At 48.8% G+C, this 14,926-nt stretch carries 15 protein-coding genes; 3 read left to right on the top strand and 12 right to left on the bottom strand.

Translation table 11 applies throughout. The features are described 5' to 3' along the window. Positions 1-55: 55 nt before the first annotated feature. The 8 genes from ACEN86_RS05605 to ACEN86_RS05570 all read right to left on the bottom strand — a co-directional run bounded on the left by ACEN86_RS05605 (position 56) and on the right by ACEN86_RS05570 (position 6,588). Positions 56-322: an aspartyl-phosphate phosphatase Spo0E family protein gene (locus ACEN86_RS05605; RefSeq protein ID WP_495633355.1), complete on the bottom strand. Its 267-nt coding sequence runs from the start codon at positions 320-322 to the stop codon at positions 56-58. Between the two features lie 138 nt (positions 323-460). Beyond that, a complete protein-coding gene (locus ACEN86_RS05600; RefSeq protein WP_495633354.1) occupies positions 461-1,675 on the bottom strand; it encodes an aminotransferase class I/II-fold pyridoxal phosphate-dependent enzyme in 1,215 nt (404 codons plus the stop codon). Positions 1,676-1,688: 13 nt separating this feature from the next. Continuing rightward, positions 1,689-2,189 carry an Lrp/AsnC family transcriptional regulator gene (locus ACEN86_RS05595; protein ID WP_495633353.1) on the bottom strand — a complete coding sequence of 167 codons (501 nt, stop codon included), beginning with the start codon at positions 2,187-2,189 and terminating at the stop codon, positions 1,689-1,691. Between the two features lie 185 nt (positions 2,190-2,374). Continuing rightward, positions 2,375-2,719, bottom strand: coding sequence for a spore coat protein (locus tag ACEN86_RS05590; protein WP_495633352.1), 345 nt, complete (start codon positions 2,717-2,719; stop codon positions 2,375-2,377). A 17-nt stretch (positions 2,720-2,736) separates the two neighbouring features. After that, positions 2,737-2,970, bottom strand: a complete 234-nt coding sequence (locus ACEN86_RS05585) for a hypothetical protein (protein ID WP_495633351.1) — start codon at positions 2,968-2,970, stop codon at positions 2,737-2,739. Between the two features lie 131 nt (positions 2,971-3,101). After that, positions 3,102-3,635: a hypothetical protein gene (locus tag ACEN86_RS05580; protein WP_495633350.1), complete on the bottom strand. Its 534-nt coding sequence runs from the start codon at positions 3,633-3,635 to the stop codon at positions 3,102-3,104. A 147-nt stretch (positions 3,636-3,782) separates the two neighbouring features. Continuing rightward, a complete protein-coding gene (locus ACEN86_RS05575) occupies positions 3,783-4,202 on the bottom strand; it encodes a DUF350 domain-containing protein (RefSeq protein ID WP_495633349.1) in 420 nt (139 codons plus the stop codon). A gap of 19 nt (positions 4,203-4,221) precedes the next feature. Next, positions 4,222-6,588, bottom strand: a complete 2,367-nt coding sequence (locus tag ACEN86_RS05570; protein ID WP_495633348.1) for an endonuclease MutS2 — start codon at positions 6,586-6,588, stop codon at positions 4,222-4,224. A gap of 180 nt (positions 6,589-6,768) precedes the next feature. Between ACEN86_RS05570 and ACEN86_RS05565 the strand changes: the two genes are divergently transcribed. Then, positions 6,769-7,116 carry a phage holin family protein gene (locus tag ACEN86_RS05565; protein WP_495633347.1) on the top strand — a complete coding sequence of 116 codons (348 nt, stop codon included), beginning with the start codon at positions 6,769-6,771 and terminating at the stop codon, positions 7,114-7,116. A 76-nt stretch (positions 7,117-7,192) separates the two neighbouring features. On the opposite strand, the gene ACEN86_RS05560 is transcribed toward ACEN86_RS05565, so the two are convergent. Beyond that, positions 7,193-8,269: a GGDEF domain-containing protein gene (locus ACEN86_RS05560; protein WP_495633346.1), complete on the bottom strand. Its 1,077-nt coding sequence runs from the start codon at positions 8,267-8,269 to the stop codon at positions 7,193-7,195. A 211-nt stretch (positions 8,270-8,480) separates the two neighbouring features. Between ACEN86_RS05560 and ACEN86_RS05555 the strand changes: the two genes are divergently transcribed. Then, positions 8,481-8,855 (top strand): cupredoxin domain-containing protein, encoded by a 375-nt coding sequence (locus tag ACEN86_RS05555; RefSeq protein ID WP_495633345.1) that lies wholly within the window; start codon positions 8,481-8,483, stop codon positions 8,853-8,855. 50 nt (positions 8,856-8,905) lie between these two features. Here the strand turns inward: ACEN86_RS05555 and zapA are convergent, their stop codons facing one another. The 3 genes from zapA to pheS all read right to left on the bottom strand — a co-directional run bounded on the left by zapA (position 8,906) and on the right by pheS (position 14,071). Continuing rightward, positions 8,906-10,453, bottom strand: a complete 1,548-nt coding sequence (zapA, locus tag ACEN86_RS05550; protein ID WP_495633344.1) for a cell division protein ZapA — start codon at positions 10,451-10,453, stop codon at positions 8,906-8,908. A gap of 110 nt (positions 10,454-10,563) precedes the next feature. Then, entirely contained in the window at positions 10,564-13,011 is a 2,448-nt protein-coding gene (gene pheT, locus ACEN86_RS05545; RefSeq protein ID WP_495633343.1) for a phenylalanine--tRNA ligase subunit beta, read from the bottom strand. Between the two features lie 25 nt (positions 13,012-13,036). Continuing rightward, a complete protein-coding gene (pheS, locus tag ACEN86_RS05540) occupies positions 13,037-14,071 on the bottom strand; it encodes a phenylalanine--tRNA ligase subunit alpha (RefSeq protein ID WP_495633342.1) in 1,035 nt (344 codons plus the stop codon). 493 nt (positions 14,072-14,564) lie between these two features. On the opposite strand from pheS, the gene ACEN86_RS05535 reads away from it, so the two are divergent. Then, entirely contained in the window at positions 14,565-14,759 is a 195-nt protein-coding gene (locus ACEN86_RS05535) for a YwbE family protein (protein WP_495633341.1), read from the top strand. Positions 14,760-14,926 lie beyond the last annotated feature (167 nt).

Below are 14,926 nucleotides of genomic sequence, written 5' to 3'. Positions count from 1 at the left end.
TCCTCTTCCGAAAAAAGGAGACCCTCTGGAGGATCTCCTTGAATTAAATATATATTTAGTATTTCTTATTACTTTTCATAAATTCATTAATCTTTAGATCAAGCAGACTGCTGATCTCGATGACAATATCGGAGGTAAAGGATTGCTCCTGCATGAAGAGCCTCTCCATCCGGTTACGGAGAGCTAAAATTTCGTCTTCCAAGGTTTCGGAAATGGATGATGAAGCGAGAGGGTTGTCTTTCGTTGTCCACTGTTGTGATTTGTGATCTTCGGCAACGTAGTAATCGGTTTGATTGAACAGGTTGTATTCTCCGCTTCGCATTCGCAATCCCTCCTTGAATGTTAGAAATCTAGTAAACTTTCTCTTACATGGGATGTTACCTTGTAATAGCTCCCACAAAACAAAATTATACCATTAGAGTCATCCAATAATCAATTAAAATATGAAAATTCTGCTAAATCAGCCCTGCTTCAGCTTATTTACAAAGTCACCCATACGGCTGATCGCTTCAGTCAGGTTCGCAACAGAGGTTGCGTACGAGCATCTGAGGAAACCCTCTCCGCCTAGACCGAAGACATTACCCGGAACCGCAGCTACCTTGGCTTCCACCAGCAGTCTCTGCGCGAATTCGTCCGAAGAAAGACCTGTGGATTCCACACTTGGGAAAGCATAAAAGGCACCTTGAGGCTCATGACACTCGAGCCCTATGTCACGCAGTCCTTGAACCACCAACCTCCGGCGCTGATTATAAGAATCGATCATCCGATCCTTTTCCTCAATTCCGTTAGTGAGCGCTTCAAGAGCAGCCACTTGACCCATGATAGGTGCACACATCACGGTATATTGATGGATCTTAAGCATCGCATAGATCAGATCCGGATGGGCGCATACATATCCCATACGCCAGCCTGTCATGGCAAAAGCTTTGGAGAATCCACTCACCAGTATCGTGCGGTCCATCATACCCGGAATAGATGCGAAGCTGACATGCTTCTGGCTGTAGGTCAGCTCTGCATAGATCTCATCGGAAATAACAATAAGATCATGCTCCTCCACAACCTTTGCAATCGGGAGCCAGTCCTCATAAGTCATGATACCGCCCGTTGGATTGCTCGGGTAATTCAAGATCAGTACTTTGGATTTGGGTGTGATTTTCTCCAGCAGGTTCTCTGCGGTTAACTTGAAATTATCCTTCGCATAGGTCCCAATCTCTATCGGAACTCCGCCAGCAATGGAGGTGAGCGGAGAATAGGGAAGATAACATGGTGCAGGAACCAGTACTTCATCTCCGGGAGAAATCAAGGCTCTAAGAGCCAAGTCGATGGCTTCACTTCCCCCTACGGTAACCAGTATCTGGTTGGAAGGCTCGTAGGCCACTTGAAAGCTATCGTATAAATACTGGCCGATAGCCTCACGGAGTTCAGGTGTGCCTGAATTCGAAGTATAGCTGGTATATCCTCTCTCAAGCGAGTGTACCGTTGCTTCCCGGACATGCCAAGGCGTGATAAAGTCCGGTTCCCCAACACCGAGCGTAATAATATCCTTGTTACCGCTCGCTAAATCGAAAAATCTTCTAATTCCCGATGGCTGGATCTCCCGCACCAGGGGTGCCAAGTACGAGTTCATCGATTTGCTGACTTCCTGCTCTGATCTCTGACCTGGATTTACTATCATGACATGACTTCCTTTACGGAGAAATCACAAGACGATGATCTTCTTCATGATCTTCGAAGATGATACCGTCCTGCTTGTATTTTTTGAGAATAAAATGAGTTTTGGTAGATAGAACCGATTCCAGCGGGGACAGCTTATCCGATACAAAGCTTGCGACTTCTTTCAGGTTACGACCTTCCACTTCTACAAGAAGATCATATGCACCCGACATTAAATATACGGACTTAACTTGAGAGAACAAATAAATTCGTTCGGCAATGGCATCAAATCCACGCCCGCGCTCAGGTGTAATCTGTACCTCAATCAACGCGGTTACTTTCTCGTCATCTATCTTGCTGGAGTTAACCACGGTCGCGTATTTCACAATAATGTGATCTTCCTCAAGCTCGCGAATGGCTGTCTTGATTTCTTCCAATGAGGCACCAAGAAGGGTAGCCAGCAGTTCAGGGCCCCGTCTGGCATCCTCACGGAGCAGATCCAGGACTTTAAGTTTCAGTTCACTTAGCGCTTTCATATAATACCTCCAATGCCTGTTCCCCTGGCCTTCATTCAGGCCATTCTTGCTCGGGAAATCAGAAGTTCGTTGTATCTATCTTACATGATTTCAGAGCATCTGCAAACAAAAACCGTCCCTCCGTGAGTGCTATCACGGTAGGGACGGATTCTGTAAGAGCAGCTTTCACAAGGCTAAAGAGCTCTTCAGCTCATGTGCAAGGATTGATCCTGGGAAGCATTCCCATGTCCTGAAGTCATGTGGGCGTACTGCTGAATCTTCTGCTGAGTATCGGTAGCGTGCTGATACAGCTTGTCCACTTCCTGACGCGGGGCTTGGAAAGGGGACTCATAAGAACCATTCTGCTTCATCAATTGATACAGCTCGCCTTGAAGGCGAAGTGTACCGTCTGTAAGCTGGTTGAACATTTGGCGTACCGTCTGACATGAGGACTCCGTTGTTGCTGTCGTATATTCACGAGCAGTCCTTCTGAGATCTGCCAGAATGGTATTCAGGATATCTTGTTCAGCCAAATTAACTTGGTTATTCACAGTGCCTTCCTCCTTGGTTATTGCACCTGTGTAGGCGCAATCGATTGATGTTCTTTGAGTGTGTTGGTCAGAAGCTGCAGATGCTGCTGGTGGGCTTGAATATACTGGGAAAGTGCTTGCTGGACGTTGGCATTCTGGGATACGGCCGCAGCCGCAGCGCTCTGCTTAATCAGCAGGTCTTCATTCATGATCGAATCTGCAATGTAGTTCAGCTCTTTGGTAGTTAGCGGCTGAAGAGAACTTGAATTCACGGTTAATCATTCCTCCTCGGTAATATTTGCACCCCCATATTATGGCCTCTTTATTATTTTATGATGCACAAAAAAGCCTGTCTCAGAGCATTCTGAGCAGGCCTTGTGTGTTAAGTTCTTGCCAACCACGCTTAATTCTTGGCAGCTGTAATACTGCGGATGAATTGATGTCTGTCCGTTTCCGACAGGAACCGGCTTACCGAGAAGCAGGATGAGCACACGTATACGTTCAAGGTGTACGGAGCTTTAAGAAGTGGAGCATTCTGCTGCCCTGCACCGCTATTCGCGTTCACCTGCTCCTGACCGGCATGGAGCATATACTCCCGGCAGTGCGGACATTCTGGGACCTCATCCTGTGCATCCAGAATTCGTTCGACCGCAGATTCATATTCAAGCAGATCCGCTCCTGCAGAGGCAAAAGAATTCACCCGGCGCACCACACCGGAGCTCTCTTCTTCATCAGCATCCCAAAAGCCCAGAGTATCCTGGCTTTCCTCTGCATCGGTGTCCGTGTCTTCCCCATCCTCCTCTTCTTCTCCCAGGTTAATTTGAAGAGTACGATAGCCCTTCAGTTCATTATGGCAGTGTGGACATTCCTCTTCGGGACCAATCTCTTCATCCCATACAATTTCTGTCAGACACCAAGGACATACAGTGGTTTCCATTTTAGACTTTCCTTCCTCTTGTCAGATTTAAGCCCGCATTAAAAATATGACGCCTGCGATAATAAAAAGCACTGCGGCCACAAACAATACCCGGACCAGATTCTTTATCATGTATCCTCCTAATGCGCTTTACATTTTATCCGTGAACTATCCAAGACTTGCTCCGATCACGAAGGACAACGAGATGGATATTCCTAGAGCAATGATGCCCACAGCCCGATTATCCTCAGCAATCTCCCGATCGATCCGAAATACCGGCGTTACAAATTCAAATAACAGATAGGAGATGAACAGCAGCAGGGTACCTGTGAAGGACCAGATCATGAAATCGTAGATAGTCCCATGAAGCGCTGCAGCATAGCGGATAATATTGCTTATTCCAATTATTTTGCCTGCTGTAGCCAGTGCAGCTGCCATATTTCCGCGTTTGATCTCATCCCAGCACCGATAGCGGGCCGCGAATTCAAAGCAGTAAAGAAATACGATCAATTCCAGTATAGCAACCGAGAACAAGCCTAAAGTCATGCCCAAAGGATACTCGAGCAGCCGATCAATGGATTCCTTCAACAGGCATTCTCCTCCATCGTTATTTCAATTCCGCAACAGTAACCCCAGTGCCGCCTTCACCGTAATTGCCAATCCGGTAGCTCTTCACATTTTTGTGCTTGCGGAGATACTCCTGAATTCCCGTGCGCAGAATTCCCGTTCCTTTACCATGGATGATATATACCTGACCCAAATTGCTCAGAAAAGCTTCATCAATGAACCGGTCTACCTCCATTAATGCCTCTTCGAGATTCGCACCTCTGAGATCCAGCTCGGACCGGGTCTGGTCATCCCGGGTTCTCTTCAGATTCGTTACGGTACGCTGCTGAACTGCAGCCCCTGCCGAAGCCTGCTGGATCAGCTCCAGGTCATCAAGCGCCACCTTCATCTTCATGATTCCGAGCTGAACAACGGCCTCCTTGCCGGACAGCTCAACCACGTGGCCTTTCTGATTCAGGCTGTACACTTTAACCTCATCGCCAGGCTCGATCGATCTTGCTTGCTTGGCCGCTTTACGCACTGCCGCCGCCTTCTTCCGCTTAGCCGGCTCTGCCTCGTCCAGCTGCTTGCGGGCCGCAATCAGCTTATGCTCCTTCACGGAAGCTCCTTCTTCCAGGGCAAGCTTCCTCAGATCATCAATAATCTTCTCAGCTTCACTTCTCGCTTTATCAATAATATTCCGGGCATCGGCTTCCGCCTTCTCCAGACGTTTGTCACGCTGCTGCTCCAGCTTCTCGAGTTCCGCCTCGTGCTGGCTGCGAAGACTTTCGAGCTCAAGACGAAGCTTCTCCGCCTTCTCGCGTTCCTGCTCGGCCCCAAGTCTGTTCTCCTCAAGGGAGGCGATCATGTGTTCAACCCTCAGATCCTCTTCCTTAACCTCTCCACGGGCAAAATCAAGAATACTTCCAGGCAACCCTAGCCGCTCGGCAATAGCGAACGCATTGCTTCGTCCAGGCACGCCGATCAGGAGCCGATAGGTTGGGCTCAGAGTATTCACGTCAAACTCCATGCTCGCATTAATAACGCCTTTGCGTTCATAGGCGTAAGCCTTGAGTTCACTGTAGTGGGTCGTCGCAACCATGCGGCACCCCAGCGAATGAATATGCTCCAGAATCGCCACAGCAAGGGCAGAGCCTTCTGCCGGATCTGTACCTGCTCCTACCTCATCCAGCAGGACGAGACTCTTTGGAGACATTTTGCTGAGAATCGAAATAATATTGGTCATGTGGCTGGAGAAGGTACTGAGGTTCTGTTCAATGCTCTGCTCATCTCCGATATCTGCATAAATCGCATCAAAGACACAGAGCTGACTCCCATCCTCTGCCGGCACGAACAATCCCGACATCGCCATCAGGCTGAGCAGACCAATAGTCTTCAGCGTAACCGTCTTACCGCCCGTATTCGGACCCGTTACAATAATGGAGGTATACTGGTTGCCGAGCTCCACTTCAATCGGAACGACCTTATCCAAAGGAATAAGCGGATGGCGGCCTTTCTTCAGCTTCATGAAACCGCGGTCATTCATCATAGGAAGAGTTCCCTTGACTTCACGAGCCAGACGGGCCTTGGCAAAAATGAAATCCAGCTGGCTGAGCACATCGCAGTCATATTGAAGCAGCTCGGTCTGTTCACCCACAAGGGCAGTCAGCTTCTGAAGGATAACCTCGATTTCTCTTTCTTCCCGCAGCCGGGTCTCCCGCAGCTTGTTATTCATGGCCACAATCGATTCAGGCTCGATGAACAGAGTTGCACCGGATCCGGACTGGTCATGCACAATTCCTCCGAAATGTGCCCGGTATTCCGCCTTCACCGGTATAACGAACCGGTCGCCGCGGATGGTGATCAGCTGGTCCTGAAGCATCTTGGACACTGAAGAGGAGCGAATCATCGCATCCAGCTTCTCCCGAATTCTCACTTCGCCTCCGCGCAGCTCGCGGCGGATCTGGGCCAGTTCCGCACTAGCCGAGTCCACTACCTCGGCATTCTCATTAATGCAGAGCTTGATGGCATTCTCCAGAGGCTTCTGCTCACTAAGCTCACTGCAGAGATGATACAGAAGAGGCACTTCCTCATCATCATGTATAGTCTCGATATATCGCTTCAGACGGCGTGCACCTGACAGCGTGGTCGATATTCCCATCAGCTCATGGGGATTCAGTGTCCCGCCAATTCTAGCCCGCTTAATGGGCATGGTGATATCCACAATTCCTCCGAATGGCGGAGCACCTTTGAGCCGATCCACTTTAAAGGCTTCATCCGTGGCCTGGAGAAGCTGCTTCACATCCTCCAGATTAGTGACCGGCTGCAGTCTTTCAGCACGCTCCTTACCCAGTGACGTCTGAGTGAATCCGGCTAATTTATTTATAATTTTTCGATATTCTAAGGTTTGTAAAATTTTCTCGTCCAAGGACGTTCACAACTCCTCTCGGGTATGCATATATTATAAACGATCTGACTTATCTTTCGCCATTTAGGCCAGCGGGATATATAAAAGCACCCTTAAAACACATAAAGTTAATCTAGAGGGTATATCCTAATGCCGGAGATTTGAAGCAGGCTGATGATCAGGAAAGGAGGCTCTATTCCCATGCTATTTTTTGGACATATTATCCGCTTTATTGTATCTGCGTTAGTTCTGATGTTTGTGGGCTGGCTGGTTCCCCATTTTACGGTCGGCGGATTCGGCAGCGCACTTCTGCTGGCCATCGTAATCGCCCTTCTGGGCTGGATTGTTGAAGGACTCTTCGGTTCTAGAGTGACCCCATTTGGCCGCGGCATCGTAGGCTTCCTGACTAGTGCTCTAGTGATCTGGTTCGCACAGTTCATTGTTTCGGGCGTATCCGTAACAATTATCGGGGCTTTGCTTGCCGCCCTGGTTATCGGAATTATTGACCTGTTCGCTCCCCAAGCGACGCCGTTCAACCGTTCACGTTAAACTACTGCACGAACTCTTCTAAATTAACAAGGCCCCAGTTCCTGGAACTGGGGCCTCTTATTCTGATCAGATTCCATTATTCCGCAGGCTGATGAAAAACAACCCGGTTTTTTCCGGCTCGTTTGGCTGTATAAAGGGCATTATCCGTATTGCGGAACAGTAACTCTTTGCCATTTCCAGGCTGATAGGTACATACGCCAATACTCACGGTTACGGGCTGTTCCCTCGAATGGGACAAGGGAAGACTCTCAATCTTGAGCCGAATTTGCTCAGCCTGCTCAGCGGCTTCCTCCGCTGTTGTATCCGTGAATATGACGGCGAACTCTTCTCCGCCATAGCGGGCAGCGAAATTGTTCGGGTTAAGCAGCTCAGTAATACAGCCCGCCGCGTCTTTAAGAACGATATCTCCAACCCAGTGGCCATACGTATCGTTAACTTTTTTGAAATTATCAATATCGATAAGTGCTAAGTGCAGGGAGACTCCATTGGTTTCACAATGTAAAATCAGGTTCTCCAGATATTCATGGAATGTCTTATGATTATAAAGCCCTGTCAGAGCATCCATCTTGATCAGCTTGTCTGAAATGGCTTTCTCCACAATCAGCTTCTGCTCGGACTTCACCAGCGACTCCATGTTCTTCCTTAGCTCCTGGGAACGTGCCAGTATAGCTCGCCCAATCAATATAACCAAAGTTATATAGATAGCAGCCATAACAAATCCGAACCAGTCCACTCCCTGATTATCCGGATGTGCGAATAAATAGGTGAGACACAAGAACAGCAGGCTGAGTAAGCCTGAGATGTACAATGCCTTCCAGCTAAAATAGACCAGTGAGAGCAGAATCGGTAAAATGAGTACAATTTCAGCTCCGTTAAGAAACGGAAAAAGGACATAAAATGCCAGATAACTAACACTAAGCCCGCAGACCAGCACGATTCTCTCTACATGCCCCGGCCGGGTTCTTAGCCATACTTCACTTATAATCAAGAATAAAAAAATCATGAAATCCGAAGCCAGATATCTCAGCTCAAATGTTGACTCGTAGATGTCAGGGGACAAGGTTGAATGATTATCAGATAGTATCCACTGAGCAGTAAGTAAAATGATCGCTGAAGCCCAGTAGCCATTCATCAATCTTCGGTTCCATGTCAATCTGATTCCCGGATGTTTGCGACCGCTATTGATGTGTATCCCCTACTTTTAGTATGTTTTGAAAGAATTATATCGCTTATTCTGCTTCCATGTCCAGCTTCGCCTAATTCCAAGTTCACGAATCATTCATACCCTATGTTCCCTCTTATCCCTCTTTTGCGTTATGATAATGTAGATGCTGTAAATTGAATATGTTGAAAAGGGGATACCGATGAAAAAGACAATTGCGCTCTTATTCTCAACTATGTTACTAATCATTCTATCTGCCTGCGGAGGCACACAAACTAACAATAACTCAGCCGGAGAGTCCAATGTGACCCCCAAAGCCGAGCTCGTAATCAAAGCTACTAATTATCAGTTCGATCAACAAGTCTATCACCTGAAGAAGGACGTTCCGGTCAAGATTGTCTTCAAGAACGAATCCGGCAATCACGGTGTAATGATTCCGAAGCTGAATCTTCAGCTTGATAGCGAGCACGAGTCTGCTGTGGTAACTCCAACTGAAGCTGGGGAATTCGATATCGCCTGCTCAATTATGTGTGGTACAGGACATAGTCAGATGATCGCCAAAATCGTAGTTGAATAAGCTGAAAGGACAGCATACCCATGCTGTCCTTTTCTATATGATTCATCTTATCAGGTCTGATCCTGTTCAATTAACTCGATCCATTCATTGTACTCCATTTGAAGCTTGGCGTACTCTTCCTTGAGCTTGGCGTGCTCTTCCTGAATCTTCTGTATGCGCTCCCGCTCCATCTCACGCTCGGTCTGCATCAGCCGGTATTCGTGCGAGATCATCTCGAATTGCCCGCCAATCTCCTCCAGCTGGCCCGCCAGCTGATCTCTTTCTTGAACCAGACTGGATTTCTCCTCAGCAAGTGTACTTGCAGTGTCCCCTGCAGCCGCGCACTGCTGCTGCCAATCCTCCAGCTGCTGGCGCAGAACTGCTTCGGATTCACGAAGTCCGTTGTACTGCTCTTCAGCGGTCTCACAGCGAATCTGCCATTCCAGCTCCCGATTCTCGGCCTCTTCCAGAGTCTTGGTCCTCTCTTGTACCAGGTCCTGATTCATCTTAAGCTGCTCCTGAAGATCGATAAGCTGCTGTCTCAGCTGGTCTCCCTCGGCTTTCAGCTCTTGTACCGCTTCCTCCGACTTCTGTTCACGGCGAAGTGTATTCTCATAGGAATCTTTAAGAGAACGGAATTGCTCCTGTAGCGAAGCTAATTCTTCCTCTACTTCCTTGCTGGCAATCTTATCTTTGTTCAGCTGCTCTTTCAGAGACTCCACTTCATCCTGAGAGGTTCGCAGACCCTGCTCTAAAGCCTCATTATGTTCAGCAGCCTGAAGCAGTTCATCTTCCAGACGGCCAATCTGCTCATGCCGTTTCTCAGCCAGCTTCTGCCGGGATTCAGCTTCCTCAGCAGTCTTGGCAGCCTCTGCACGAAGCTGTTCTTCAAGCGACTTGGCATTCTGAAGAGCCTGCTGCAGGCTCGCCGCCTTCTGCTGAACAGCCTTTGAAGCTTCAAGGGACTGATTAAGCTGATTCTCAAGCAAAGCCGCGTTTTCTTTAAGCTTCTTCACTTCCACGGCAGAAGTCTCTTCCCGTCGAAGGGACTGTTTGTACTGTTCATCCACTTTGGCCCGGTCTTCTTTTTCTTTGGTCAACAGCTGCTCAGTTGTTCTGAGCTTGTCCTGCAGACTGCTGCGGCTTTCACGCTCATTGCTTAGCTGCTTCTCCAGCTCCTGAATCCGCGCAGTCTGATCGTATGCTTCCTTTTCCTTTACTTTCAAAGTCTCATTGGATTTCTTCAATGATTCTTCGAGCCCAGACTTTTCGCTTTGAAGGCGGTTAAAGGACTCTTGAAGGGTTCCGAGCTTAATCTGCTGTTCATTATAGAGATTGCCCTGGGCATTAAGCTTCTCTTCAAGTACCCTCTTCTGCTCGGAGACGGAAGCAAGCTCCCGCTCTACAGCATCCATCTTGACAACTTCCTCCGCCATATGAACCGCGGCAAGAACCGCAATACGCGGAATATCCAAATGCGTATGAGCTTTAGCAATGGTATGCATACGGTCATTAACTTGACGGGCAACCTGCTTCATGTATTCAGCGCTGCTGCCGACAATTTTATAAGAAGTGCCGTAAATTTCTACGGTTACACTAGTTCGATCGGATTTAGTCAAAGCAAGTACCTCCTTCAATTCTTCTGTCTGGTCCAAGATGTGTTATTTGTGCAAAAGCCACATCGAATCTTGCTTGCTATAGGATTCGATGTGACTTCTGTAATTTCCTGCTATTTTCTAAGTTCCGCGGCAAAAGATTGTTCCAGGACTTCAAGCACACGATCATGCACGGTCGTAATGTCCTCTTCGGTCAAGGTGCGATCCTTATGCTGGTATACCATAGAGATGGCTACACTCTTTTTGTTATCTCCCAATTTACTGCCTGTGAACACGTCGAAGACCTGAATGGAGGTAAGCAGTTCACCTGCAGTATCTTGAATCGCCTGAATCAAGGCTCCAGCTTCCACCTCACTGCCCACCACCACAGCAATATCTCTCTCAACAGAAGGGAATCTTGGCAGCTCCCTGTATTCAATATTGCTTTCTGCATGCTGGTACAGAGGTGTTAGCAGAAGCTCGGCAACATAAGTATCTTCCAGGTCTTTATCCCGCTGCAGATTCGGATGCATCTGTCCAAGTACGCCAATCCGGATCTTCTCTTCTCCAGCCTGCAGATAAATGGAGGCGGAGCGTCCCGGATGGAAACCTTCCGGACGATCAGCAGCATAAGTAACCTTGTCACGAAGACCCAGATATTCAATCACGCTCTCGGCAGCACCTTTCAGATCGAAGAAGTCCACCTTCTCGGCTGGGATGTTCCACTGTTTCTCCTGACGAAGACCTGTCAGCAGGAAGCTTAGCACAGGCAGCTCCTTAGGCTGACGGGTCAGCTTATCTTCCTCGGTCCAGAATACACTGCCAATTTCAAATATGGACAAAGTATCTTGTTTACGATTCCGGTTGTAGGATGCAATATCAATCAGCTGCGGCAGAGTACTTGTACGAAGCACACTTCTGTCCTCGCTCATCGGCATAGCCAGCTTCACAGCACGGCTTCCTTCGGATAGAGTCGGGAACAAGCCCACAGAAGCTTCATAGGTGAACGAGTAGCTGATTACTTCTTGCCAGCCGCCATGTGTTAACAGCGTACGCAGGCTGCGGCGAAGGAACTGCTCTCTTGTATAAGAACCCGCTGTGGTTGGGCCTTCGATTGAGGTTGTAGGGATATTGGCATATCCATACAGACGGGCCACTTCCTCAATCAAATCCACATCACGGGTAATATCTCCGCGGCGTGATGGAACCAGTACTTCAATCTCTCCTTGACGTTCAGCACTTTCGAAATTCAGCCTGGTGAAGATCGTCTTGACTTCGAGCATAGAGATATCTGTTCCGAGATATCCGTTGAGCTTGGCAAGCGACAGCATGATTTTCTTAGTTTCTGGTGCCTGAATTACAGATTCTACAATCCCTTGATGTACCGTTCCCCCGGCATACTGCGCAATCAGACTTGCAGACCGGTTCAGTGCAGGAATGACCCGATTCGGATCGACTTCTTTCTCGAAGCGAAGAGACGCTTCGGAACGAAGGCCAAGCTGACGCGAAGTCTTGCGGACACTGCCCCCACTGAAATGTGCCGATTCCAGCACAATATTGGTGGTCTCACTTGTAACCTCGGAATTCAGGCCGCCCATTACACCTGCAAGGCCCACCGGCTTATTCTCACCATCTGTGATAAGTAGAGCTCCCGCCTCAAGCTTGCGCTCCTGACCGTCCAGGGTCACCAGGGTCTCCCCTTCTACTGCCTGGCGTACACCAACGGTTCCGCCTGCAATCTGATCCGCATCAAAAGCATGCAATGGCTGACCGTATTCCATCATGACATAGTTCGTGATATCCACAATGTTATTGATCGGTCGTACCCCTGCTGCCGCAAGACGATTCTGCATCCACTGCGGGGAAGGGGCAATCTTCACATTGGAGAAATACCGCACTGCATAGTGGTTGCAAAGCTCAGGAGCTTCATTATGAACTGCAATGTGATTGCTGGCGGCTTCAGCGACTTCGATCAGCTTCTTGGACGGCTCAGGAATGTTCACTTCCCGTCCTAGAATCGCACCCACTTCATAAGCGGCTCCCAGCATGCTAAGGCAGTCCGAACGATTCGGCGTCAGATCAAAGTCAAGAACCTCATCATCCAGACCAAGCACGCCGTTAATCGGGATGCCGATTGCTGTATCGTCAGGAAGAACGAGAATTCCATCCTGCTGCTCCTTCGGTACGAACTTCTCATTCAGGCCGAGTTCCTTGGCCGAACAGATCATTCCCTGGGAAGCAACGCCGCGCAGCTTCGCCTTCTTGATCTCTAGTCCACCCGGAAGCTTGGCGCCTACCAGAGCAACAGGTACCTTTTGCCCGGCATCGACGTTCTTGGCTCCGCACACGATCTGCAGGTCCTCGCCAAGTCCCGCGTCTATGATACATACATTGAGCTTATCCGCATCAGGGTGCTTTTCCATACTCTTCACATAACCCACAACGACCTGGCTAACGCCCGGGCTTCTCTTCTCCACAGAATCAATTTCAATCCCGGAACGCGTAATCTGCTCAGCCAGTTCCTCCGTAACCACATTGTCCAAAGATATATAATCCGACAACCATTCGGTTGATACTTTCATAGAATATGTCCCTTCCCTTCGATAATTAATTTCGAGCGAACTGCTGCAGGAACCGCAAGTCGTTGCTGTAGAAATGACGGATGTCATCAATCCCGTATTTGAGGATTGCAATTCGCTCTACGCCCATTCCAAAGGCAAAGCCCGTATACTCCTCTGGATCGTAGCCGCCCATCTCAAGCACACGCGGGTGAACCATACCGCAGCCCAGAATTTCAAGCCAGCCTGTATGCTTACACATCCGGCAGCCTGAACCGCCGCACTTCACACAGGTTACATCTACCTCAGCACTAGGCTCGGTGAAAGGGAAGAAGCTTGGACGCAGACGAATCTGTGTATGAGGTCCGAACATCTCGCGTGTGAACTGGAGCAGCGTGCCCTTCAGATCACTCATCCGGATCCCTTTGCCGATCACCAGACCTTCGATCTGGTTGAACTGGAAGGAGTGGGTTGCATCATCGTCATCACGGCGGTAGACCTTACCTGGGCAAATGACTTTAACCGGCACTTCACCTTCCATAGCTTCCATCGTGCGAACCTGTACTGGAGAAGTCTGCGTCCGCATCAGAATGTCCTCTGTGATGTAAAAGGAATCCTGCATATCACGGGCCGGATGGTTCTTCGGCAGATTCAGGGCTTCAAAGTTGTAATAATCGGTCTCTACTTCGGGACCTTCCGCAATGCGGTATCCCAGACCAATGAAGATGTCCTCAATGTCCTGAATGACCTTGTTCAGCGGATGTACACTTCCCTGGCGAAGCGGCCGGCCCGGTAGAGTCACATCTACCTTCTCAGCTGCGAGTCTTTGCTCGGTCTCTTGATTCTGGAACTCCAGCTGCTGACGCTCGATCACTTCTTCGATAGCCGCGCGCACCTCATTGGCGACCTGCCCGATTACCGGGCGCTCCTCTGCACTAAGGGCTCCCATCCCTCTCAAAATCTCTGTAAGAGCCCCCTTTTTACCTAAATACTTCACTCTGAGATCATTGAGCTGCCCGGCATCAGCAACTTCCTTCAGCTGATCCAACGCTTCGACTTTTAACGACTCCAACCGTTCTTTCATTTATGAACCTCCTTAAAGTTTAAGTTCCAAGATACCTAACCCCTGAATCCTTTGTCACATGACGGGCATTTCCCAAGTACAACAAAAAAAGGCCTTCTCTCCCGTAAGGGACGAAAAGACCGTGGTACCACCCTTGTTAGATCGGTATCTGCCTAGAGATACCTCTCTCACTCATCGAATTAACGGTTCGTAGCCGGCAGCCTCTAATGCCATAGTCCTCTGGACTACCGGTTCAAGGCGCTGCTCCGGAGTGAACTTCGGCAGCCTGATTCTGTAGAAACGCTCTCAATCTAACGGCGCTTCCTCCCTGTAAAGAGGCACTGCTTACTCTTCTCCATCTCAGCATTTCATATCATGGTTATCCTGCTTTCTTATGTTCAATATTATATGCAAAACATGCACCTATTGGCAAGTCGAATCCTGTCTAAGCTTTGGATTCACCTTCCGTTATGATATGTTTGTATTATATACCTAAAGGAGACACGTGAACCCCATGAATGGAACAGAACGCAAAAACATCATCCCCGGACGAACCGTGGATATCGTACTCAAGCAGGATCAGCGAACCGGCAAGCTTACCCGAGGGATTGTCAAAGACATTCTCACCAACTCTCCCACTCATCCCCATGGAATCAAAGTCCGCTTGGAGGATGGACAGGTCGGACGAGTGAAGACCGTCCACATCTAATCCCATCACTCATTGTTGTAGATTTCTTCCTTTGCTGTAGCATTCCAAGAAATTCAACGATACTATTGGCGAGGCAAGAGTCAGCATCTATTCTCAAGCGTTATGAACACTATCAAGCAGAAAGGGACCGTCCAGTAGACGGTCCCTTTCTGCTTGATACACTCGAT

This window comes from Paenibacillus sp. Paensp111 (assembly GCF_059492195.1).
Note: the sequence above shows the minus strand (reverse complement) of the source record. Positions and strands in the feature narration are given on the sequence as shown.